Genomic DNA, 22,748 nt, shown 5'->3' with positions numbered 1-22,748 from the left:
AACATGGGAACCCAAGCGCCGTGCGGATAGCAGGGACTGAGCGCGCATCATGCTCTCGAAGGGCCGGTTGATCGGGATCGTGTTCGGCCTGTTCGCGCTGGTCTGCCTGTTTGCGACCTATGATTTCTCGCGCGGTCGGACCACCGACACCGACTCGGCCCTGATCGCCGAGGTGCTGACCGCCTCGCGCGCCAAGGAATGCGGCCGCGACGCCAGCGAGATCGCCAACAAGTATTTCCCGACCGGCATGGGCCGCGCCGAAGCCGAGCAATTGCTGGCGCAAGCAGTGATCCGGGCGCCAAAGCCCTGGTTTTGGAAGCCGATCGACGAGAATTCCACCCAGGCGGACGGCGACAGCATCGAGGCGCTGCGCACTATCAAGATCACGGCCTTCGGCAACCAGCTGCTGCGCCTCTATCTCGGTTTCGAGAACGGGAAGGTCGCCAAGCTCGCGGCCGAGGTCGTCTGCCGCTTCGAGTAATGCGATCTGGCCTCGGGATGTCGTCTGAGGCCCTTCGCCGTTGACTCCCTGCGCGCCTCATGCGACCCCGCCGCTCATGACCATGCACGCTGCTCCCTCCGAGATCAGGCCCCTGCGCGTCGGCATTGCCGGCCTGGGAACAGTCGGCGCGGCGGTCGCCGGCATTCTGAAGCGCCAGGAGAATGCGCTCGCCGCGCGTTGCGGCCGGCCGATCCGCGTGACGGCGGTCTCGGCCCGGGATCGCAATCGCGATCGTGGCATCGATCTCTCCGGCTTTGCCTGGTTCGACGATCCGGTCGCGCTCGCCGCATCACCCGAGATCGATTGCCTGGTCGAGCTGATCGGCGGCTCGGATGGCCCGGCCAAGAAGGCGGTCGAGACCGCGTTGTCCGCCGGCAAGCATGTCGTCACCGCCAACAAGGCGCTGCTCGCCGCCCACGGCGTCGCGCTCGCCGAGCTTGCCGAGAGCAAGGGCGCGGCGCTCGCTTTCGAGGCCTCCTCGGCCGGCGGCATCCCGGTGGTGAAGACGCTGCGCGAGGCGCTCTCCGGCAACAATGTCAGCCGGCTCTACGGCATCCTCAACGGCACCTGCAATTACATCCTCTCGCGCATGGAGCTCGAGGGCCTGACCTTCGAAGCCTGCCTGAAGGACGCCCAGCGCCTCGGCTATGCCGAAGCCGACCCGACCTTCGATGTCGAGGGTTTCGACACCGCCCACAAGCTCGCCATCCTGACCAGCCTCGCTTTCGGTACGAAGATCGACGCCGAAGCGATTCATGTCGAAGGCATTTCCTCGATCACGCCGCTCGACCTGAAGATGGCGGACGAGCTCGGCTACCGGATCAAGCTGCTCGGCGTCGCCGAGCGCACCAAGACCGGCATCGAGCAGCGCGTGCACCCGACCATGGTACCGAAATCGTCGGCGATCGCGCAGGTGATGGGCGTCACCAACGCGGTCACCATCGACGCCGACGCGGTGCGCGAGATCACTTTGGTCGGCCCCGGCGCCGGCGGCGGCCCGACCGCCTCGGCGGTGATCGCCGATATCGCCGACGTCGCGCGCGGCACCGCCGGCCAGCCCTTCGGCATGCCCGTCGCCCGGCTGGAGCAGCCGACACGCGCCCCGATGCAGCGTCATGAGGGCGGCTACTATATCCGCCTCGCCGTCGCCGACCGCCCGGGGGCGGCCGCCGCGATCGCGACCCGCATGGCGGAGGCCGACATCTCGCTGGAAAGCATCGTCCAGCGCCGCTCCGAGATCGCCGCCCAGCAGGACCCCGGCGGGCGCTCCGGCGCGCCGGTTCCGGTCGTGCTGATCACCTATGCCACCAGCGAACAGGCCATCCGCGGCGCCCTGGAGAAGGTCAGCGCCGACGGCCACATCGCCGAGGCGCCACAAGTCATCCGCATCGAGCGGGAATGATCGTGAAAGGCGGAACCACCCACCGTTTCGCCTTATCCTCGACAATCCGCTCGCTATTCACCTTGCCCACCCGCACATTGCGCTAGGGAGTCCCCATGTCCGAAGACCTCCGCATCTCGCCCGACCAGATCATCGAGCGCTATCTCTCGATGGAGCTGGTGCGTGTCACCGAGCGCGCCGCCGTCGCCGCCGCCCGCCTGCGCGGCCATGGTGACGAGAAGGCCGCCGACCAGGCCGCGGTCGATGCGATGCGGCGCGAGCTCAACCGCCTGCCGATCGACGGCGAGATCGTTATCGGCGAGGGCGAGCGCGACGAGGCGCCGATGCTCTTCATCGGCGAGAAGGTCGGCAACAAGCAGGGTCCCAAGGTCCACATCGCCGTCGACCCGCTCGAGGGCACGACGCTTTGCGCCAAGGACATGCCGGGTTCGATCGCGGTGATGGCGATGGCTGGCGCCGGCCAGCTGCTCTACGCCCCCGACGTCTACATGAACAAGATCGCCATCGGTCCCGGCTATCCGCAGGGGATCGTCGATCTCGACGCCTCGGCCGCCGACAACATCAACGCGCTGGCCCGCGCCAAGGGCGTGAAGCCGCACGAGATCAACACGCTGATCATGGATCGGCCGCGCCACGAGAAGCTGATTGCCGAGGTCCGCAAGACCGGCGCCTCGATCCGCCTGATCACCGATGGCGACGTCGCCGGCGTGATCTTCTGCACGGAGCCGGAGAAGACCGGCATCGACCTCTATCTCGGCATCGGCGGCGCGCCGGAAGGTGTGCTCGCCGCGGCGGCGCTGCGCTGCGTCGGCGGCCAGATGCAGGGCCGCCTGATCCTCGACACCGAGGAGAAGCGCAAACGCGCCGCGACGATGGGCGTCAAGGACCCGAACAAGAAGTACGACATGGCCGAGATGGCCTCGGGCGACGTCATCGTCTGCGCCACCGGCGTCACCGATGGCGGCATGCTCTCGGGCGTGCGCTTCGGGCCCGAGGTGATCGAGACCGAGACGATCGTCTACCGCTCGATCACCGGCACGGTCCGCCGCATCTATGGCGAGCACCGCGAGCTCTCGAAGTTCAAGCTCGACTGAGCGCATAGCTCATTGTGACAGGCAGGCCCGTTCCGCCGAGACGCGGGGCGGGCCTTCTTTTATCGGCTCGCTCAGTCCTGCAGCCGGTCGCCGGCGAGCGTGTGCTCGACGCAGGCGTTGATATGCGTCGTCAGCACGTCGTTTGCGCGCACGATGTCGCGGCGCATGGCGCAGTCGAGCAGGATCTGGTGCTCCTGCGCCGCGATTTCGCCGCGGAAGATCACGGCGACCATCTGGTAGCGCAGATAGCGGTCATAGACCGAGGCGTGCGTCTCCATCAGCACCTGCGAGCCGCAGGCCGAGATCAGTGCGTGATGGAACTCCCAGTCATAGCGCTTCCAGAGCTCGGGATCGGCCCGGTCATTGTCGAGCATGCGCTTTTCCATCAGCGCCAGCTTGTGATGGGCGGCGACGACGCGGCCCTCCCATTCCATGTCGCCGGCGGCGAAGGACTGGGCGAGGGCATGTCCCTCCAGCAGCAGGCGTAGCGCGGCGATCTCGCTGAGGTTCCTGGCCGAGACCGGCGCGACCATGAAGCCCTTCTGGCCCTCGGCCTCGACCAAACCCTCCGAGGAGAGCCGGTTCAGGATCTCGCGCAACGTGCTGATGCTGGTCCCGTAGGTCTCGCGCAGATCGTCGAGCTTGAGCCGCTGCGCCGGCGCGAGCCGCCCGAAGACGATGTCCGCCCGGATGCGGCGATAGGCGAGCTCTCCGATCGAGGCGGTCGGTGGCGCGTAATTCAACATGCGTGGATCCGTCCGGAACTGCGGCTGGCGGTGCAAGCTTAGCCGCGGAGCAGGGAGGGCACAATTGCTCTGGTGAAATCAAAATCATCAGAGGAAAATAAAAATACCAGTTGATTGCTGAATCGCCGTTGGGCATGGTCTGCCATGAAGCGGGGCCAACCCGCAGGGAGGAACGGCATGAAACAGGGAATTGACAGGCGCACACTGCTCGCGGCCGGTGGCGCACTCGCACTGACGGGCGGTGTGGCCTTCGCGCAGGCCAAGCCCAATCTGCGCTTCTCGGCGGTGTTCTCGGAGCAGGACATCCGCGCCGAGATGATGAAGCGCTTCGGCGAGGCCATCAAGGACGACTTCACGCTGCAACCCTATTACGGGGGCAACCTGTTCAAGCAGGGCACCGAGCTGGTCGCCATGCAGCGCAACAACCTCGAAATGGGGAACATCGCGCCGCAGGACGTCTCGAACCAGATCCCGGCCTGGTCGATCGTCACCTCGGCCTATCTCTTCCGCGACGCCGACCATCTCAAGAAGGTCTTCGCCAGCCCGGTTGGCGCCGACCTCAAGAAGATGGCCGAGGACAAGCTCAACATCAAAATCCTCGGGCCGACCTATTTCGGCGCCCGCCAGGTCGGCTTGAAGCCGAAGAAGAAGGTCAGCACCCCGGCCGATCTCGCCGGCGTCAAGCTGCGCATGCCCGGCGGCGACGCCTGGCAGTTCCTCGGCCAGTCGCTCGGCGCCAATCCGACGCCGATGGCCTATGCCGAGGTCTATACCGGCCTGCAGAGCGGCGCGATCGACGGGCAGGACAACCCGCTGCCCAACGTCCAGAACATGAAGTTCTACGAGGTCTCCTCGCAGATCGTGCTGACCTCGCATCTCGTCGGCTTCGACCTGCTCTGCGTCACCAAGCGCGTCTGGGACGGGATGGATGCGAAGAAGCAGGCCGCCTTCCAGGCCGCGGCTGATGCCGCCATCGACTGGAGCACCAAGGAGCATCTCGCCAAGGAGGCCGAGCTGGTCGATTTCTTCAAGAAGCAGGGGCTCGAGGTCTATACGCCCGATCTCAAGGCCTTCCGCGACTTCGCGCAGAAGAAATACCTGGAATCCGAGCTGGCCAAGGGCTGGGTGCCCGGCATGCTCGACAAGATCAACGCGCTCTAGCGTATCGCTACGCGGCAGCGACCGAGGTCTAGCGCTGGTCCTTCGGGGCTTGGCGTGGCCCGCCGCGGGAGGGGCCGGCGGGCCGAATTTCATCGGAGGGGCGATGCCGAACTCGCTGAAAGCCTTCGGCGCCTTCATGGCGCGCCGGGCCGAGAACCTGCTCGCGCTGATGCTTGGCGCGATGTTCCTCGTCTTCCTGGTGCAGATCGTCTTCCGCTATCTGCTCAACTTCCCGATCGGCTGGACGCACGAGATCAGCGTCATCCTCTGGCTCTGGCTCGTGCTGTTCGGCGCCGGCTTCGTCCTGCGCGAGAGCGAGGAGATCCGCTTCGACATCATCTATGGCGCGGTCGGGCCCGGCCCGCGCCGCGTGATGGCGCTGATCACCGCGTCCGCGCTCGTCGTGCTCTATGTGATCTCGCTGCCGGCGATGGCCGACTACGTCGCCTTCATGAAGGTCGAGCGCACCGCATACCTGAAGCTGCCGTTCAACTGGGTCTACGCGATCTACATCGCCTTCGCGGTCGGCGCGATCATCCGCTATCTCTGGCTCGGCTTCAGCGCCTTGCGCGGCAAGGCGCCTGAGGCCTTCGATCCGACCAAGGCGGGCTCGGGCGTATGAGCACGCCGTTCTCCCTCGCCATCCTCGCCATCGTCACGCTCTCGCTGCTCGGTTTGCCGATCGGCCATGCCATGATTGCCGGCTCGATCCTCTACCTCCTCGTCGCCGGGCAGGACCTCTCGATCGCCGCCGAGCAGCTGCTCAACGGCATGTACACCAACTACGTCATCCTCGCCGTACCGCTCTTCATCCTGGCGGCCGAGCTGATGAACATCGGCTCGATGACCGAGCGGCTGCTGCGCTTCTGCGATGCGCTGGTCGGCCGCTTCAGGGGCGGGCTCGCCCAGGTCAACGTCCTCCAGAGCCTGATCTTCGCCGGCATGTCGGGCTCGGCCATCGCCGACGCCGCCGGCACCGGGCGGATGATGCAGGCGATGATGACCAGGGATGGCCGGTACCCGCCGGCCTTCGCCGCGGCGCTGACCGCCGCGTCCTCGGTGATCGGGCCGATCATCCCGCCCTCGATCCCTATGGTGCTCTACGCGCTGGTCTCCGACGCCTCGATCGGCTTCCTCTTCCTCGGCGGCGTCATCCCGGGCCTGCTGATGGCGCTGGCGCAGATGACGATCGTCGCCTCGGCCGCCAGGCGGCGTAATTTCCCGGTCGAGCCGCCGATCCCGTTGCGGCAATGGCCGGGCATCACCTGGCGGGCCCTTCCGGCGCTGATGATGCCGGTCGTGCTGCTCGGCGGCATCTATGGCGGTGCGACGACGCCGACCGAGGCCGCCGCCGTCGCCGCGGCCTATGCGCTCGCCGTCTCGGTGCTGCTCTATCGCAGCGTCAGCTTCCGCACCTTTTACGGTTCGCTCGCCTACAGCGCCCGCACCACCGCCTCGATCGGAATGCTGATCGCCGGCGCGCTGGTCTTCAACTACGTCGTCACCATCGAGAACATTCCCGACAGCCTGCGCGTGTTGCTGGCCGGCTGGAACCTGTCGCCGCTCGGCTTCCTCATCCTGGTCAATCTGCTGCTGCTGATCCTCGGCTGTTTGCTCGAGGGCACCGCGATCCTGCTGATCGTCGTTCCCGTGCTGATCCCGACCGCCAAGGCGCTCGGCATCGACATGGTGCATTTCGGCGTTGTCGTGATCGTCAACATCATGCTCGGCCTGATCACGCCGCCCTACGGTCTCCTGCTCTTCATCATGACCAATATCGCCGAGGTGCCGCTGCGCCAGATCGTGCGCGAATGCATGCCCTTCCTTGGCGCCATGCTGGTCGCGCTGGCGCTGATCACCTTCTTCCCAAGCCTCGTGCTCTGGCTGCCGCGCCTGATGGGCTACCAGGGCTGACAGGAGAGGACCGACCCGTGAGCAAGCCGATCTATGTCCTCAACGGCCCCAATCTGAACCGGCTCGGCACGCGCGAGCCGCAGATCTATGGCTCCACCACGCTCGCCGAGGTCGAGACGATGTGCGTTGAGGCTGCCGGCGGGCGCGAGATCGTCTTCCGCCAGAGCAATCGCGAATACGAGCTGATCGACTGGATTCACGAGGCGATCGACCAGGGCGCCGCGATCATCATCAACCCCGCCGCCTATTCCTTCACCTCGATCGCGATCCTCGACGCTCTGAAGATGTTCCCGGGGCCGATCGTCGAGCTCCACATCTCGAACATCCACCGCCGCGAGCCGCACTACCACAAATCCTATGTCTCGCTCGCCGCGACGGCGGTCATCGCCGGGCTGGGGCCGCAGGGCTACGCGGTCGCGGTGAAGGCGGCGATCGACCTTGCGGGCCGCGCCGGCTGATACCAATCAGCGCGCTGTCATCACGGCGCGCGTGAAACCGGGTTCGACGAAGGGGACACTGCCGTCGGGCAGGCCGAGGATGCGGTCGACTGCGATGCCGTAAAAGTGTAGGCGCCGGTCGAGCTCGTCGATCGCCGCATCCTCCTCGGCCGTGCCCGATGCGGTGATTGTGCGCGCCATGATGTCGTGCGTGCTCGCGCCGATATGCAGGATGATGTCCGCGGCCGCCTCAGGCTCGGGCACCGCGAACACGCCTTCCGCCGTGCCTTCGACGATGATGCGGGTCAGCACCGGCCGCATCACCGCGATCGAGGCGGCGTTGATCCTGTGGTAGAGCAGGAGGTTCTCGGGCCGGAAGATGACGTCGAAGGCGGCGCGCAGCTTCGGCGCGTCCTCGCGCTTCATCTGGCGTGAGCGGGCGAGGAAAGCGTTCAAGCGTTCGAGTGCGCCGAGCGCGGGGTCGTCGAGGATGTCGCGGACGCGCGCGACGGCGTCCTGCGCCAGCCGGGCGGTGATCCCCTCCAGCAGATCCTCCTTGGCCGAGAAGTGGTGGTAGAAGCCGCCCTTCGAGATGCCGACCTTGGCGATCACGTCGTTGACCGTCGTCCGCTCGTAGCCGCGCTCGAAGAACAGCGCCTGGGCGCCGTCGAGGATCTGGTTTCTGCGATCATCCGCGGACTTCACGATACGGGGCATCCAACACGCTTTCTCTTGACGACCGACCGTCGGTCTGTAAAATGACCGACGGTCGGTCTTTCGCGATTGTGCGCGCAAGACGCTGCCGGCGCAACGCGTCCGACTCGCGATGATCGCGAGCAGGGCAGGCCGGCGTGATGCCTCCTGCGGGGGATGTCGTGAAGTTCTCTCGTCTTCTTCTTGCCGCCGCGGCCATCGCCGCCGCTGGCGGCGCCTATTGGTTCCTGGCCAAGCCTGCCGCAGTCGCGACGGTCGCAGCCCGGCGCGGCGATGCCGCCGAGATCGTCTACGCCACCGGCACGGTCGAGCCGCGCAACTGGGCCAAGGTCACGGCGCTGGTGCGCGAGCGAATCGTCGAGCGCTGCGATTGTGAGGGCCAGCGCGTGGAGCAGGGGCATGTCCTCGCTCGCCTCGACAGCGTGCAGGCCGAGGCGACCCTCGCCGAGCTCAAGGCCCGCCAGAAGCTCGCCACCGCCGAGCATGACCGGCTAGCGGTTCTGGTCGAGCGCAATGTCGGGAGCCAGCAGGCGCTCGACCGTGCCCGCAGCGAGATGGGGCAGGCCTCGGCGCTGATCGCCGGCCAGATCGCGCGCCTCGAAAACTATGTGCTGCGCGCCCCGATGCGCGGCACGGTGCTGCGCCGCGACGGCGAGGTCGGCGAGATCGCCGAGCCCGGCACCGTCCTGTTCTGGATCGGCGAGGCCAGGCCGCTGCGCGTCGTCGCCGAGGTCAACGAGGAGGATATCCCCCAGGTCAAGCCCGGCCAGCGCGCCCTGATCCGGGCCGACGCCTTCCCCGGCCGGACGCTGGAGGGCACCGTCGACAGCATCACGCCCAAGGGCGATCCCGTTGCCAAGACCTATCGCGTCTACCTCGCTCTGCCGGACGATACGCCCCTGCTGATCGGCATGACGGTCGAGCTCAACATCATCGTGCGGGTGGCGAAGGAGGCCCTGCTGCTGCCGGTCGCCGCCGTGCAGGGCAATGCCGTCTTCGTCGTCGACGGCGACCGCGCCCGCCGCCGCGAGCTCGCGATCGGTATTCGCGGCACCGGCGATGTCGAGGTGCTTTCGGGGCTGACGGAAGAGGCGCGGGTCGTCATGCCCTATCCCGACAAGCTCGGCGACGGCGCCCGGGTTGCGCCGGCAGGAGGCTGAAGCCATGCGGCTGATCCTCGCTTTGGCCCTGACGCATATCAGCGGCCGCGGCCGGCAGACCCTGGTCGCGATCGTCGGCGTCGCGCTCGGCGTCGGCTTCTCGATCGCGATGGCCTCGCTGATGCAGGGCGGCGAGGATGATTTCGTCGCCCGCCTCGTCGACACGATGCCGCATGTCGACATCACCGACGAGTACCGGAATGCCCGCCGCCAGCCGGCGCAGGACGCCTTTGCCGCGGTCCAGATCGCCGGCCTGCGGCCGAAGGACGACCGGCGCGGCATCCTCAACCCGACCGAGGCCGTCGCGATGCTGCGGGCCTGGGTGCCGGGGCGGCTGGCGCTCAGCCTGAAGACGCAAGGCGTGGTGCGCTATTCCGGCCGCGATGTCGGCATCGCCATCATCGGCATCGAGCCGCAGGCGGAGATGAAGGTCTCCTCGCTCGCCAAGGATTTCCGCCAGGGCAGCTTCACCTCGCTGATCGCCGGCGGCAACAACATCGTCGTCGGCGACCGGCTGGCGCAGCGCCTCGGCGCCGATCTCGGCACCACGGTGACCGTCGTCTCCTCGACCGGCCAGAGCCGCGCCTTCAAGATCGTCGGCCTGTTCCACACCGGCACCACCGCCCGCGACGAGGGCGAGGGCTATGTCCTGCTCAAGAACGCCCAGATCCTCAGCGAGCGCCCCAACGCGATCAACGAGATCAGGCTGAAGCTCGACGACCCCAACGCCGCGCCGCAGGTGGCGCGCCGGGCCGAGGCGCAGCTCGGCTACAAGGCGATGGCCTGGCAGGAGGCGAACGAGTCGCTGCTCGAGGCGCTCGTGATCCGCAATGTGATCATGTACACAGTCGTCGGCGCGATCCTGCTGGTGGCCGGCTTCGGCATCTTCAACATCATCTCGACCATCACCCATGAGAAGGCGCGCGACATCGCCATCCTGAAGTCGCTCGGCTTCACTGAGACCGATATGCGCCGCCTCTTCCTGCTCGAAGGGCTGGCGCTCGGCGCCGGCGGCTCGCTGGTCGGCTGGGCGGTCGGCTTCCTCCTCTGCTTCGCGCTCTCGCTGGTCCGCTTCGAATTGTCGGGCGCCAATGTCGCGCAGGAGATCACCCGCCTGCCGCTGGCCTGGAGCATCTGGCACTATTTGATCGCCGCGGGCTTCGCCCTCGTCTCGGCTGGTATCGCCGGCTACCTGCCGGCAAGGCAGGCGGCGCGGCTCAACCCGGTCGACATCATCCGGGGCGCGACATGAGCCCGTTGATTGAAACACAGGGGGTGACCCGCGTCCTGCCCGCCGCCGTGCCGGTGACGCTGGTTCAGGACATCACGCTGGCGATCGGGGCGGGCGAGTTCGTCGCCATCACCGGCCCCTCCGGCTCGGGCAAATCCTCGCTGCTCTATCTGCTCGGTCTGCTCGACCGGCCGACCAGCGGCACGCTCGCGATCGAGGGCCGGGATACCGCCGGATTGACTGAACGCGAGCGCGCGGCGATCCGGCTGGGCACGCTCGGCTTCGTCTTCCAGTTCCACTTCCTGCTGCCGGAATTCACGGTGCGGGAGAATGTCGAGATCCCGATGCGCCGCCTCGGCCGGCTCGGTACCGTCGCCATGCGCGATCGTTCGACCGAGCTGCTGAGCGCGCTCGGTCTTCACGACCATCTCGACAAGCGGCCCGACCAGCTCTCGGGCGGCCAGCGCCAGCGTGTTGCCGTCGCCCGTTCGCTCGCCAACGACCCGCCGCTGATCCTCGCCGATGAGCCGACTGGCAGCCTCGACAGCCGGAGTTCCGAGCAGGTCTTTTCGATTCTCGATGCGCTGGTGCGCGAGCGCGGCAAGACGGTGATCGCGGTGACCCACGATACAGAGATGGCCGCCAAGGCGAGCCGCCGTATCCATCTGGTCGATGGCCGGCTGGCCGAGAGCTGAGACGATCAGTCTTCCGCGTCCAACTCGGCTTCGGGTTTCCGCCGGAAACCGGTCGCCAGCACGTAGAGTTCTGACGAATCGGCTCGGCTCGCCGCCGGCTTGATGTTTCGCACGAGGGTGAAGTCGCGCTTGAGCTGCGCCAGCAGATTGGCCGAATCGCCGCCCTGGAACAGCTTGGCCAGGAAGAAGCCGCCCGGCGCCAGCACGTCATTGGCGAACTCGATTGCCGCTTCGGCGAGGCCGATGATCCTGAGATGGTCGGTCTTCTTGTGGCCGGTGGTGTTGGCGGCCATGTCGGACATGACCCCGTCGGCCTTGCCGCCGAGCTTCTCCATCAGCAGGGCAGGGGCTTCCTCCGCCATGAAGTCGAGCTGGATCAGCTCGACATGCGGGATCGGGTCGACCGGCAGGAGGTCGATGCCGATGATCTTGCCCTTGCCCTTGTCGAGCCCGACCTTGGCGCCGGCGACCTGGCACCAGCCGCCCGGCGCGCAGCCGAGATCGACCAGCTTCTGGCCGGGCTTCAGGAACTTGTAGCGCTCGTCCATCTCGGCGAGCTTGAAGGCCGCGCGCGAGCGATAGCCCATTTCGCGCGCCCGCTTCACATAGGGGTCGTTGAGCTGGCGCTCGAGCCAGAGCTGCGAGGAATGGCTGCGCTTGGCGGGCTTCTTGACCTTTATGCGCAGGTCGCGTGCGCCACCGCCGGATTTCGTCGTCGTCATTGCCTTCGGCGCCACCAGGCGCGGTCCTCATGCATCATCCTGAGCAGGATGCCCTCGCGCAGGCCGCGATCGGCGATGCGCACCTTCGGGCTCGGGAAGGCGCGCCGGATTGCCTCGAAGATGGCGCAGCCGGCGAGCACCAGATCGGCCCGCTCGCGGCCGATGCAGGCATTGGCCTGGCGCTGGGCATAGTCCATCTCGACGAGCTCGTCGATGACGCTGCAGATGTCGCCATCCTGCATCCACAGCCCGTCGACCTGGCGCCGGTCGTAGCGCGGCAGCCGCAGATGGATTCCGGCGACGGTCGTGACCGTGCCGGAGGTGCCGAGCAGATGGAAATTCGGTGCCTCGCGCGCCGCCGCCGCCTTGGCGGCGAAGGGCGCGAGCGCCTCGCTGCAATCGGTGACCATGCGCTCGAATTTTTCGCGCCCGACCTCGACGCCGCCATAGCGCTCCGCCACCGAGACGACGCCGATCGGCAGCGAGGCCCATTCGCGGATGCGCTGGGCCGGGTCGCGCCCGGCCTCGCGCCCGCCGAGCCAGACGATCTCGGTCGAGCCGCCGCCGATGTCGAAGACGATCACCGCGCCGGCCTCGGGCGCCGCCAGCGCGGCACAGCCGGTGACGGCGAGCGAGGCTTCCGTGCGCTGGTCGACGATCTCGAGGTTCAATCGCGCTTCCTCGCCGACGCGGCGGACGAACTCGACGCCATTGGTCGCCGCCCGGCAGGCCTCGGTGGTGATCAGGCGGGCGCGGGTGACGCCGCGATGGTCCATCTTGCTCTTGCAGACCTTGAGCGCCTCGACGGCGCGGTCCATCGCGTCGTCGCAGAGCCGGCCGCTGGCACCGAGGCCCTCGCCGAGCCGCACGATCCGCGAGAAGGCGTCGACGACACGAAAGCCATGCTGCGCCGGCCGCGCGATCAACAGGCGGCAGTTATTGGTGCCGAGATCGAGCGCGGCATAAGTCGTCGGGGGAGGGCGCTGGAACGGGGCCGGAGCAAACCGAGCCGCGTCCGGCGGCGCGGGCCGCTCGCCCGGTAGTGGGACCGCCGCCACGAGGGGGCGGTCGGAGTCCTGGCGGTCTTCGACCGTCACTTGCTAACCCTTCGCCGGTCAGGGCCGTCATCGTGGCCTGCCGACAGTCCAGCACGACACTGGAACGTTTCCATTCGAAGGGCAGCGTAACAACAGCACGCGGCCCCTGCCAAGCAGAACCTGTGGCGAAACTGCGGCGGGCCTCCGCTGTGCTTGCGTGAGCCCAATCTTCACTGCAAAGCTCGGTTCCGGCCGGCCTTTTGAAACCGGCGGCGACCAATCGGGAGAAACGGCATGGCGGCGCGGCGCATGATTCTGGCGATCGACCAGGGCACGACGTCTTCCCGCGCCATCCTGTTCGACGAGAACCTGCAGCCGGTCGCCAGCGCCCAGCAGGAATTCCCGCAGCATTATCCCGCTTCGGGCTGGGTCGAGCACGAGGCCGAGGATCTCTGGGAGAGCACGCTCTCGGTCTGCCGGCAGGCGTTGGCGCGCGCCGAGGCGCGGGCAGGGGAGGTCGCGGCGATCGGCATCACCAACCAGCGCGAGACGACTCTGGTCTGGGATCGCAAGACCGGTCAGGCGATCCACCGCGCCATCGTCTGGCAGGACAGGCGCACCGCCGAGCGCTGCGCAGCGCTGGAGGCGGAGGGACACGGTAGGCTCGTCACCGAGCGCACCGGGCTGCGCATCGATCCCTATTTCTCCGGCACCAAGATCGCCTGGATCCTCGACCACGTCCCCGGCGCCCGTGAACGAGCACGCCGCGGCGAGCTCGCCTTCGGCACGGTCGACAGCTTCCTGCTCTGGCGCCTGACCGGCGGGCGCGTCCATGCCACAGACGCGACCAACGCCTCGCGCACCATGCTGTTCGATATCCATAAGGGGCGTTGGGACGAGGAACTGCTGGCGCTGCTCGACATTCCCGCCGCGATGCTGCCTGACGTCCGCGACTGCGCCGCCCATTTCGGCGACAGCGAGCCCGGACTGCTCGGCGGCGCGATCGCGATTCGTGGCATCGCCGGCGACCAGCAGGCGGCGACCGTCGGCCAGGCCTGCTTCGAGCCCGGCATGCTGAAATCGACCTATGGCACCGGCTGCTTCGCGCTGCTCAACACCGGCACCAGGGCCGTCACCTCGCAGAATCGCCTGCTCTCGACCATCGCCTACCAGCTCAAGGGCGTGCGCCACTACGCGCTCGAAGGCTCGATCTTCATCGCCGGCGCCGCCGTGCAATGGCTGCGTGACGGGCTCGGCATCATCGAGAAGGCCTCCGACAGCGGCCCGCTCGCGGCCAATGCCGATCCTGGCCAGCAGGTCTATCTGGTCCCGGCCTTCACCGGCCTCGGCGCGCCGCATTGGGACGCCAATGCCCGCGGCGCCATGTTCGGCCTGACCCGCAACACCGGCCCGCGCGAATTCGCCCGCGCTGCGCTCGATTCGGTCTGCTTCCAGACGCTCGATTTGCTCGAGGCGATGCGCTCCGACTGGCCGGAGGCGGATGGCGCCGAGACGGTGCTGCGCGTCGATGGCGGCATGGTCGCCTCCGACTGGACGATGCAGCGCCTCGCCGACATCCTCGCCGCCCCGGTCGACCGGCCGCAGGTACTGGAGACCACCGCGCTGGGCGCCGCCTATCTCGCCGGCCTCGACGCCGGCCTGCTGCCGGAGCCGACGCAGTTCGCCGATCGCTGGCGGCTGGAGCGGCGATTCTCCCCTAGCCTCGCCGAGGAGACCCGCCGCAACCACGTCGCCGGCTGGCGCGACGCGGTCAGGCGGACGCTCACTGTGGGCTGAAAGTTTGTTCGGAACCTCCTTGAGCCCTCATCCTTCGAAACGCGATCCTAAGATCGCTCCTCAGGATGAGGGCTGAGTTTCAAACGGACACTGAGATGTTTCCGCGGTGCAGACACCGTGGGGCACGGCGTTGGCGACGCTCCCGAGGCGTCATGCAAGGCGCCGTGAACGCCTTGCATGTCGAAATCGTCACAGAAGGCTTGCAACCGGGCGCGAGGTTGTTTAGATCGCCGCCATCCGACGCGTCGCAGACAACGCGCCCGTTGGGGGATCGTCTAACGGTAGGACCCCAGACTCTGACTCTGGTTGTCTAGGTTCGAATCCTAGTCCCCCAGCCACTTCCTGAAGTGGTTGATTTTGAGGCGCCGTTTGGCAGCGCTGTCCAAACCTGCGTTGATCAACGCAATCACGAAGCCGAGCGAGGCCTGCCCGACAAGGCTGGCCATGCCAGGTGCTTCCGCTGAACGCTATCCCCTCACGCCGGCGCTGCGGGCGCGCCGGCCCATTCGGTCCCTGCCGGAATCGCCTCGCCCTTCATGACGATGGTGAGCAGGCCGAGCCGGGCGTGGTCGCCGACGCGGGTGTCGTAGAGCACCGTGGTCAGCGCGCCGAGGACGCAGCCGCGGCCGATCTCGATGTGGCCGACCTTCATCACCCGGTCCTCGAAGAGATGGGTCTGGAGATTGGCGGTGGCGTTGATCGCGGCATGGTCGCCGATGCTGACGCAGTCGAACTCGGTGATGTCGGTCGAGTCGAGATAGACGCCCTGGCCGATCTTCACGCCGAACAGGCGCATCACCCAGGGCAACATCGGCGTGCCGCGCAGCGCATTGAGCAGGATCGCGCCGGCAGTGCCCCAATAGAGCGTCGTCATCGCCTCGGTGCGCAGCGCCCACCACGACCAGAGGCCGCGATTTCCGGGCCGGTAGACGCCCATCAGCAGCCATTTCACCAGCAGCACGGCGCTCGCCAGGGCGATCGAGGTGCCGACCGCGCAGGCGATGAAGACCGGGGCGAACTCGCCCCAGCCTCGGGCGCTTTCAAGGGCGGGGAAGAGGAAGAGCTCGGCGGTGATGGTGCCGATGGTGATGAACATCATCGTCGGCATCGAGGCGCTGAACAGTTCGAAGACGGCACGCAGGATGCGGCGCCAGAGCGGCGGCCGGAAGGTTTTTGCGATGTCGGCATCGTCGAAGCGCTGGCGCGAGGGCAAGAGGATCGGCGGGCTGCCGAAACGGGTCTCGCCGGGCTGCATCGCGACATCGGCCGGCGGCTTCGACTTGATGCCGAGCAGCGAGCCTGATGGCAGGAAGGCGCCGGGCGGCACCACCGCATCATTGCCGATGAAGACCTGGTCGCCCGTGCGCACCGGCTTGGCCGTCATCCAGCCGCGGCGGACGTCTTCGTCGCCGAGCACGACCTCGTCGGCGACGAAGCAGCGATCGCCGATCTCGATCATGTCGTAGCGACCGGCGAAATTGGTGGCGATCTCGGTGTCCTTGCCGATCTTCGCGCCCATCATCCGGTACCAGAGCCGCATATAGATGGTCGAGAACAACGAGGACAGGCTCTGGAGCATCACTTCCGAGGCGAGGCCCACGGTCCATTTGCGCAGGCCGTAGCCGGAGGCGATGGCATGCGTGCCCTCGATCGAGCGCGGCTGCACCAGCCAGCGGATCGCGGTGACGAACAGGACGGTGCCGAGCATCAGCACCATCGCAGTCGGCCAGGCGATGACCGGCAGGACCCAGCGGTAATCGATGCCGACCAGCTCCTGCAGCGGCCCGTCGAACCGGTCGAGGATGACGAAGGCCGGGAAGATCGGCAGCAGCGCCAGCGCCGGCATCAGCACCAGCATGGCGGCAAAAAAGACGCCCTGCAGCGCCCGGACCGGCAGCGAGGGTTTCGGTGCCGGCTGCGGCCAGGCGGCAGGATCGACCGTGCCGATATGGCGGCCGGGCGAGCCGTCCCAATGCTTGAAGGCGCCGACGCGGCTGCCGGCGGCGAGCGCGGTCAGGTCGGCGAGCTCGGCGCCTTCGCCGATCACCGTGTCGTGGCCGATGGCGCAGGACGTGCCGATATAGGCGTCCTTGCCGATCGTGATCGTGCCGATCACCAGCTCGTTGCCGATCACCTCGGCATTGGCGAGGCTGAGCTTGCCGCCGAGCGTGACATCGTCGCCGATCTCCAGAAGGTCGATCGCGCCGGCCTCGAAGCCGCTGACGAAGACGCCCTTGCCGACTTTGGCGCCGAGCAGGCGCATGGCGAGGCTCGCCAGCGGCGTGCCCTGCATCAGCCCGAGATGGATCATCGAGGTGAACTGGCGGGCAAGCCACCAGCGGAAGAAATAGACGCCCCAGAGCGGATAGCGGCCCGGCTGCGTGCGCCAGAGCACCAGCCGCTTGCCGACGATGCCGGCGAGCATGACCGACAGCGTGACGAGCGCATAGATGCCCATCATCATCAGGATTTCGCGCAGCTCGATGCGCCCGTCCGAGGTGATCAGCTCATAGATCACGTAGATCGTGAGCCAGGGCCCGGTCAGCGCCAGCAGCAGCATCGGCATGCAGGCGAGCTGCGCGAGCCCGCAGAGCAGGCGACGGCGCAGCGGCGGCGGCTCGAAGGACAGATCGCGCGCCGGCCTGCCTGCATTGGCCTGCTCGCGCTCGTCGAGCCGGGCGGCGATCGCGCGCAGGGTGCGCAGGCTGTAGACGTCCTCCAGCGTGACGCTCGGCAAGGCGGGATTGGCGCGCACGCCGGCGAGGAACGTGGCGGCCAGCAGCGAATGGCCGCCGAGATCGGCGAAGAAATCGGCCTCGAACCCGATCGTTTGGCCCGGGAAGAGCGGCTTGGCGGCGTCGAGCAAAGCCGCTTCGGTCGCGCTCTGCGGCTCCTCCTGCTCCTCGGTCGAGGCCGCCAGCGTCAGCGGCGCCGCCTTCAGCGCCTTGCGGTCGGCCTTGCCCGAGGTCAGGCGCGGCAGGCTCGCCATCTCCTCGAAATGCGAGGGCACCATATAGGGCGGCAGGGTCTCCTTCAGCGCGGCGCGCACGGCGGCACGGTCGAAGGCGCTCCCGGCCTCCGGCACCACGAAGGCGACGAGCCGGTCGATGCCGTCGTCGCGGCGCAGCACCACGGTCGCCTGCGAGATGCCGGGCAGGTCGCAGAGCCTCGCCTCGATCTCGCCGAGCTCGAGCCGGAAGCCGCGCAGCTTGACCTGATCGTCGATGCGGCCGTGGAAGAGGATCTTGCCCTTCTCGGAGACGCTGACGGCATCGCCCGAGCGATAGAGCACCGGGTCGCTGCCGTCGCCGCCGAAGGGGTTGGCGATGAATTTCTCGGCGGTGAGCTCGGGGCGGCCGAGATAGCCGGCGGCGACGCCGGGGCCGCCGATCAGCAATTCGCCCTCGGTGCCGGGGCCGACGATTCGCATCTCCTCGTCGACGACATAGCAGGTGTAGTTCGGGATCGGCACGCCGATGGTCACCGCCTCGTCCGGCGTGACCTCGTCGACGGTGGCGACGACGGTGGCCTCGGTCGGCCCGTAGGAGTTGAAGACCTTGCGGCCCGGCCGGCACCAGCGCTGGCGGACGGCGGGCGGGCAGGCCTCGCCGCCGAGGATGATGATGCGCAGGCTCGGAATGTCCTGCGGCATCATCGCGAGCAGCGTCGGCACGGTGTCGAGCACGGTGATGCCGGCCTCGGCCATCAAGGAAGGCAGCCGCTCGACTTCGCCCAGCACCTGCGCCGAGGCGACCCAGAGCGTCGCGCCGACGAGATAGGGGACGAAAATCTCCTCCAGCGAGAGATCGAAGGCGACCGAGGCGCCCTGGAAGGAAACGTCGTCCGCCGCCATGCCATAGACGAGGTTAGACGAGCGCAGATAGTGGCAGATGTTGCTGTGGGCGATGACGATGCCCTTGGGCTTGCCGGTCGAACCCGAGGTGTAGATCGCATAGGCCGGGCTCGCCGGCGTCACGCCATCGGCGCGCGGGTCGACCGGTGGAGCATCGGCGCCGGCAGCGATCAGCTCGCGGCAGCTCACGGCCTCGGCCGGCAAGTCCCGGTCGAGCCTGGCGCGGGTGGCGTCGTCGATGACGATGACCTGCGCCGCGCAATCGGCGAGGCATTCGCCGATGCGCTCAGGCGGAGCGTCGGCATCGAAGGGGATATAGGCCGCGCCGGCCTTGAGGATGCCGAGCAGCGCGACATGCAGGTCGAGCGAGCGGGACATCCACAGGCCGACGAAGACGCCGGCCGCGACGCCGCGCGCCCGCAACGCGCGCGACACCTTGTCGGCGCGGGCGTCGAGCTCGGCATAGCTGATACGCTCGGCGCCGAAGATGATGGCAATGTGGTCGGGAGTCCGCCTGGCCGAAGCCTCGAAGATCTCGCCGAGCAGTTCGTCGCGCAGGAGCGACGGCTCCACGGCACCCGCGAGCTTTCCGGCACCGCGCCCGACGATGGCGTGCATGATCCGCTTCCCCCAACCAGACACCGCAAGGCTGAACCGCCCGAGCGAGACCCGGATCTTTAAGCGGCGAGAGATGTAGATTGCGTTAGGACGTTGCGACGGGTTGTTCCCGCGCGAAAGCCGAGCAGGCGCCGAGTACACTCAGGCGTAGAGCGCGTGGGAAACCAAATCTCTAGAACATTTCCGCAATTCTTCGCATCGCGAAATCGCTCTAGGCCCTTGTTTTATCGCATTTTCTTTACGCGAACCGGTGTCCACTTCGCTCAAAAATGCTTTAGTAGACGTCGGCCTGGTAGCGCCCTGCCTTCTTCAGCGCCGCGACATAGGCGACAGCCTCGTCGGCCGAGAGCATGCCGTGCTCGGCGACGACGTCGACCATGGCTCGTTCGACATCCTTGGCCATGCGTTTGGCATCGCCGCAGACATAGAAGTGCGCGCCCTGTTCCAGCCAGGCGAAGAGCTCGGCGCCGCGCTCGCGCATGCGATCCTGGACGTAGATCTTGTCCTTGCCGTCGCGCGACCAGGCGAGGGTGAGGCCAGTGAGCACACCCTCCTGCTTCATCGCATTGAGTTCGTCCTCGTAGAAGAAGTCCGAGGCGCGGCGCTGATGGCCGAAGAAGAGCCAGTTCTTCCCCTTGGCACCAGTCGCCTTGCGGTCGTGCAGGAAGGCGCGGAAGGGCGCGATGCCGGTACCGGGGCCGCACATGATCACCGGCGTCTCCGGGTTCGCCGGCAAGCCGAAGCCATGGGCGCGCTGAACATAGACCGGTACCTTGTCGCCGGGCTGGACACGCTCGCCGAGGAAGGTGGATGCGACGCCCCAGCGCGGACGGCTGCCGATCTTGTAGCGGACCGTATCGACGGTCAGCGAGATGCGGCCGGGCGTGGCGTTGAACGAGGACGAGATCGAGTAGAGCCGCGGCTGCAGCGGGTCGAGCGCCTCGACGAAGGCCTCGGGCGAGAGCCGTGCACCGGAAAACTTGTGCAGCGTGCCGAGCACGTCGAGCCGGTCGAGATCGCCATCCGGGTCCTCGCCTGCCGCGAGGCGCTTGGCCTTCTGGCGGGTCTCGCCGCCGGTGACATAGGAGATCAGCTGGAACAGCGCATCCGGAGCGGGCCCGAGCGCGCAATCGGCCAGCAGTTTTTCGCGCAAGGCCTTGCCGCCGAGATCGGCGTCGGGCCGCGCGCCGAGCAGGGCGATCACCGCATCGACGAGGCGCGGATCGTTCTGCGCGACGATGCCGAAGGCGTCGCCGACGATGTAGTCGAGCCCGCTTTCGCTCAGGTCGAACTCGACATGCCAGGTCTCCTTCTCCGAGCCCTCGCCATTGAGCTTGCGGCGCGACAGGAAGGTGGCAAGCGCCGGGTTCTCGCGGCAGCGGCCGAGCGGGCCGGCGGGAGCGGCGGGCGTGGCCTCGACTGGCGCAGTCGCAGGGGCAGCGCCTCCTTCATCCATGAGCGCCTTGAGCTGGCGCAGCGTCTCCTTGCCGCCGGGGGCGCAGAGATTGAGCCGGCCTTCCTTGCCCTCGGCGATCGCGGCCGAATAGGTCTCGCAGACATAGCCGCACTGGCCGCAATCCTGCTGGGCCATGGCGGCAAAGAGCCTGCGCGGCAGCGGCCTGCCTTCAGCGAGCTGCATGCGGTCGGCGATCGCCATGGCCGGATCGTGCCAGGGCGCGCCGTCATCCGCATCGCCCATAACCGCTGCATTCTCCGCCGGCGACAAAGCGGTGACGCCGGCATTGTCGAGCGAGAGCAGACCGGCGAAGAAGCCGTTGAGCCAGGAGCGCTGCTCCTCGCTGAAGGGCGCGGTCTCCGGCAGGACCTGAACGATCGGGTTCGGCGTCTGCACGGTCATGCCGCTTCTCCCGTCTCAGCGACCAGCGCCTGCAGCGCCGCGATCTCGTGGCGGCGGGCGAAGGCGACGAAGCTTTCATCGGGCGCAGCGCGATGGGTCTGCCAGGTCCGCAGGATCGCCTCGACCAGAGCCGGCGCGTCCTCTGCCTTGACCTTTTCGCGGAAGGGCCGGGCCATGCCGCCATCGACGCCATAGCCGCCGCCGACCAGGAGGTCGTAGCCCGGCACGGTATCGCCCTCCTCGTTCACCGACACCTTGGCGCCGATCAGGCCGAGATCGCCGATATAATGCTGGGCGCAGGAATGATGGCAGCCGGTCAGGTGGATGTTCACCGGCTGCTCCAGCGTGATCCGCGGCTCGCAATGGGCGGCGATGGCGAGCGCATCCTCCTTGGTGTGGGCGGCAGCAAACTTGCAGCCGGTCGCGCCGGTGCAGGCAATCAGGCCGGCGCGGAGCAGCGAGGTCTCGGCCGAGAGGCCGGTCGCCTTCAGGTTGGCGATGACGTCGTCGACCCTGGCGTTCGGCACGCCGGAGATCAGCAGGTTCTGCCAGACGGTGAGGCGGATATCGCCGTCGCCGCATTGCTGCGCGATCGCCGCGATGGTCCGCATCTGCGCGACTGTGAGCTTGCCGACCGGCAGCGCGACGCCGATCCAGTTGAGGCCCGGCTGAAGCTGTGGGTGCACGCCGATATGGGCGAGGCGGTCATAGACTGGCCGCGGCTTGACGAAGGCGGCGTCGACCCGGACCAGCCGACGGCCGAGCGTCTCCTCGACGGCGGCGAGGAACTTGTCGAAGCCCCAGGCGTCGAGCACGTATTTCAGGCGCGCCTTGTTGCGGTTGGTGCGGTCGCCATTGGCGATAAAAACACGCACGATCGCATCGGCGACCGCAACCGTATCGGACGGCGCGACGATGACGCCGGTGTCACGGGCAAGGTCGTGATGGCCGGTGATGCCGCCGAGCGCGAGCCGGTACCAGATGCCCGGCTCGACCGGCTGCGCTTCAAATGACGCTCCTTCGCCGATCTCGATCGCCTGAAAGCCGATATCGTTGGTGTCCTCCAGCGTCGCTACGGAGCCGGCGCCGTCGAAGGCGACGTTGAACTTGCGCGGCAGCCCGTAGAGCGAGCGATCGTTGAGGATGTGGTGATGCCAAGCACGGGCGTGCGGACGCGTGTCCAAAAGTTCGAGCGGGTCGATGCCGGCCGTCGCCGAGCCCGTGACGTTGCGGATGTTGTCGGCGCCCGAGCCCTTGGCGGTAAGGCCGAGATCGGCGAGGCCTTCGAGCAGCAGCGGTGCGTTTTCGGCCTTGATCTCGCGGACCTGGAGATTGGCGCGGGTGGTGACGTGGCTGTAGCCGCCGCCGAGGCGCTCGGCGATGTCGGCTACTCCCGCGAATTGCCAGGCCTTGAGGATGCCGTTCGGGATGCGCAGGCGGCACATATAGCTGTCCTGCGCCGGGGCGACATAGAACAGGCCGTGATAGCGCCACCGGAAATTATCCTCCGGCTTCGGATAAGTCCCCGACGACGCCTGTGACTTGAAGCGGGCATAGGCGTCGAAGGGATGCTCGGCCGCCTTCCACTTCTCCTGATCGACCAGCTTGGCCCCCCTGGCGACGGTCTTCGCTTGCGCCTGCACATGCTCCCTGTCAGGCCCGGACGGTGCCGCATTGCCGGAGCCGCCGTCGGCTCCGCCGAGCGGGCCGAGGCCACGCGCAGCGCGAGCCGATTGCAGGCCGCTCATGAAGCCTTCGAGATAGCGCTTCTGCTCGGGGGAGAAATCGTTGCTCATGGGCGAACCTC

The 22,748-nt window shown here is 67.6% G+C and carries 19 protein-coding genes and 1 tRNA gene; 12 read left to right on the top strand and 8 right to left on the bottom strand.

Annotated features, from left to right (window positions below):
* The first annotated feature begins 49 nt into the window (after positions 1-49).
* The 3 genes from BMZ69_RS12920 (at position 50) to glpX (ending at position 2,998) form a co-directional block, all read left to right on the top strand.
* Complete coding sequence (locus BMZ69_RS12920; protein ID WP_092157042.1) at positions 50-481, top strand: hypothetical protein; 432 nt, start codon at positions 50-52, stop codon at positions 479-481.
* An 82-nt stretch (positions 482-563) separates the two neighbouring features.
* Positions 564-1,904, top strand: a complete 1,341-nt coding sequence (locus tag BMZ69_RS12915; RefSeq protein ID WP_092157147.1) for a homoserine dehydrogenase — start codon at positions 564-566, stop codon at positions 1,902-1,904.
* A gap of 95 nt (positions 1,905-1,999) precedes the next feature.
* Positions 2,000-2,998: a class II fructose-bisphosphatase gene (glpX, locus tag BMZ69_RS12910; RefSeq protein ID WP_092157041.1), complete on the top strand. Its 999-nt coding sequence runs from the start codon at positions 2,000-2,002 to the stop codon at positions 2,996-2,998.
* A gap of 71 nt (positions 2,999-3,069) precedes the next feature.
* On the opposite strand, the gene BMZ69_RS12905 is transcribed toward glpX, so the two are convergent.
* On the bottom strand, positions 3,070-3,744 hold the full coding sequence (locus tag BMZ69_RS12905) for a GntR family transcriptional regulator (RefSeq protein ID WP_092157040.1): 675 nt from the start codon (positions 3,742-3,744) through the stop codon (positions 3,070-3,072).
* Between the two features lie 177 nt (positions 3,745-3,921).
* On the opposite strand from BMZ69_RS12905, the gene dctP reads away from it, so the two are divergent.
* The 4 genes from dctP (at position 3,922) to BMZ69_RS12885 (ending at position 7,277) form a co-directional block, all read left to right on the top strand.
* Positions 3,922-4,905 carry a TRAP transporter substrate-binding protein DctP gene (gene dctP, locus BMZ69_RS12900; RefSeq protein ID WP_092157039.1) on the top strand — a complete coding sequence of 328 codons (984 nt, stop codon included), beginning with the start codon at positions 3,922-3,924 and terminating at the stop codon, positions 4,903-4,905.
* A gap of 103 nt (positions 4,906-5,008) precedes the next feature.
* Positions 5,009-5,527: a TRAP transporter small permease gene (locus tag BMZ69_RS12895; protein ID WP_092157038.1), complete on the top strand. Its 519-nt coding sequence runs from the start codon at positions 5,009-5,011 to the stop codon at positions 5,525-5,527.
* Complete coding sequence (locus BMZ69_RS12890; protein ID WP_092157037.1) at positions 5,524-6,819, top strand: TRAP transporter large permease; 1,296 nt, start codon at positions 5,524-5,526, stop codon at positions 6,817-6,819. The genes BMZ69_RS12895 and BMZ69_RS12890 overlap by 4 nt, the downstream gene beginning before the upstream one ends.
* 17 nt (positions 6,820-6,836) lie before the next feature.
* Entirely contained in the window at positions 6,837-7,277 is a 441-nt protein-coding gene (locus BMZ69_RS12885; protein WP_175506785.1) for a type II 3-dehydroquinate dehydratase, read from the top strand.
* A 6-nt stretch (positions 7,278-7,283) separates the two neighbouring features.
* Here the strand turns inward: BMZ69_RS12885 and BMZ69_RS12880 are convergent, their stop codons facing one another.
* Complete coding sequence (locus BMZ69_RS12880) at positions 7,284-7,973, bottom strand: TetR/AcrR family transcriptional regulator (RefSeq protein ID WP_092157035.1); 690 nt, start codon at positions 7,971-7,973, stop codon at positions 7,284-7,286.
* 158 nt (positions 7,974-8,131) lie between these two features.
* Between BMZ69_RS12880 and BMZ69_RS12875 the strand changes: the two genes are divergently transcribed.
* The 3 genes from BMZ69_RS12875 to BMZ69_RS12865 are packed head-to-tail and all read left to right on the top strand — an operon-like array spanning position 8,132 to position 11,056.
* On the top strand, positions 8,132-9,130 hold the full coding sequence (locus tag BMZ69_RS12875) for an efflux RND transporter periplasmic adaptor subunit (protein ID WP_244543348.1): 999 nt from the start codon (positions 8,132-8,134) through the stop codon (positions 9,128-9,130).
* 4 nt (positions 9,131-9,134) lie between these two features.
* Positions 9,135-10,382, top strand: a complete 1,248-nt coding sequence (locus tag BMZ69_RS12870; RefSeq protein ID WP_092157033.1) for an ABC transporter permease — start codon at positions 9,135-9,137, stop codon at positions 10,380-10,382.
* Complete coding sequence (locus BMZ69_RS12865; protein WP_092157032.1) at positions 10,379-11,056, top strand: ABC transporter ATP-binding protein; 678 nt, start codon at positions 10,379-10,381, stop codon at positions 11,054-11,056. The genes BMZ69_RS12870 and BMZ69_RS12865 overlap by 4 nt, the downstream gene beginning before the upstream one ends.
* Positions 11,057-11,061: 5 nt before the next feature.
* Here BMZ69_RS12865 and BMZ69_RS12860 read toward each other — a convergent pair whose 3' ends face one another.
* Together BMZ69_RS12860 and BMZ69_RS12855 are read right to left on the bottom strand one after the other, a co-directional pair.
* A complete protein-coding gene (locus BMZ69_RS12860; protein WP_092157031.1) occupies positions 11,062-11,778 on the bottom strand; it encodes an RlmE family RNA methyltransferase in 717 nt (238 codons plus the stop codon).
* Entirely contained in the window at positions 11,775-12,875 is a 1,101-nt protein-coding gene (locus BMZ69_RS12855) for a Ppx/GppA phosphatase family protein (protein ID WP_244543347.1), read from the bottom strand. Before BMZ69_RS12855 ends, BMZ69_RS12860 begins: the two co-directional genes overlap by 4 nt.
* 234 nt (positions 12,876-13,109) lie before the next feature.
* On the opposite strand from BMZ69_RS12855, the gene glpK reads away from it, so the two are divergent.
* Positions 13,110-14,612, top strand: a complete 1,503-nt coding sequence (gene glpK / locus BMZ69_RS12850) for a glycerol kinase GlpK (RefSeq protein ID WP_092157030.1) — start codon at positions 13,110-13,112, stop codon at positions 14,610-14,612.
* A 264-nt stretch (positions 14,613-14,876) separates the two neighbouring features.
* Positions 14,877-14,950, top strand: a tRNA-Gln gene (locus BMZ69_RS12845).
* Here the strand turns inward: BMZ69_RS12845 and BMZ69_RS32370 are convergent.
* From BMZ69_RS32370 to BMZ69_RS12830, 4 genes are all read right to left on the bottom strand, one after another.
* Positions 14,936-15,058, bottom strand: coding sequence for a hypothetical protein (locus BMZ69_RS32370; RefSeq protein ID WP_280142090.1), 123 nt, complete (start codon positions 15,056-15,058; stop codon positions 14,936-14,938). The genes BMZ69_RS12845 and BMZ69_RS32370 overlap by 15 nt on opposite strands.
* A 29-nt stretch (positions 15,059-15,087) precedes the next feature.
* Complete coding sequence (locus BMZ69_RS12840; RefSeq protein WP_092157029.1) at positions 15,088-19,083, bottom strand: Pls/PosA family non-ribosomal peptide synthetase; 3,996 nt, start codon at positions 19,081-19,083, stop codon at positions 15,088-15,090.
* A gap of 274 nt (positions 19,084-19,357) precedes the next feature.
* Entirely contained in the window at positions 19,358-20,941 is a 1,584-nt protein-coding gene (locus tag BMZ69_RS12835) for a sulfite reductase subunit alpha (RefSeq protein WP_092157028.1), read from the bottom strand.
* A complete protein-coding gene (locus tag BMZ69_RS12830; RefSeq protein WP_092157027.1) occupies positions 20,938-22,737 on the bottom strand; it encodes a NirA family protein in 1,800 nt (599 codons plus the stop codon). Before BMZ69_RS12830 ends, BMZ69_RS12835 begins: the two co-directional genes overlap by 4 nt.
* Positions 22,738-22,748 lie beyond the last annotated feature (11 nt).

Origin of the sequence: Allobosea sp. CRIB-10, assembly GCF_900112185.1 — a bacterium.
Taxonomy (GTDB): Bacteria; Pseudomonadota; Alphaproteobacteria; order Rhizobiales; family Beijerinckiaceae; genus Allobosea.
Note: the sequence above shows the minus strand (reverse complement) of the source record. Positions and strands in the feature narration are given on the sequence as shown.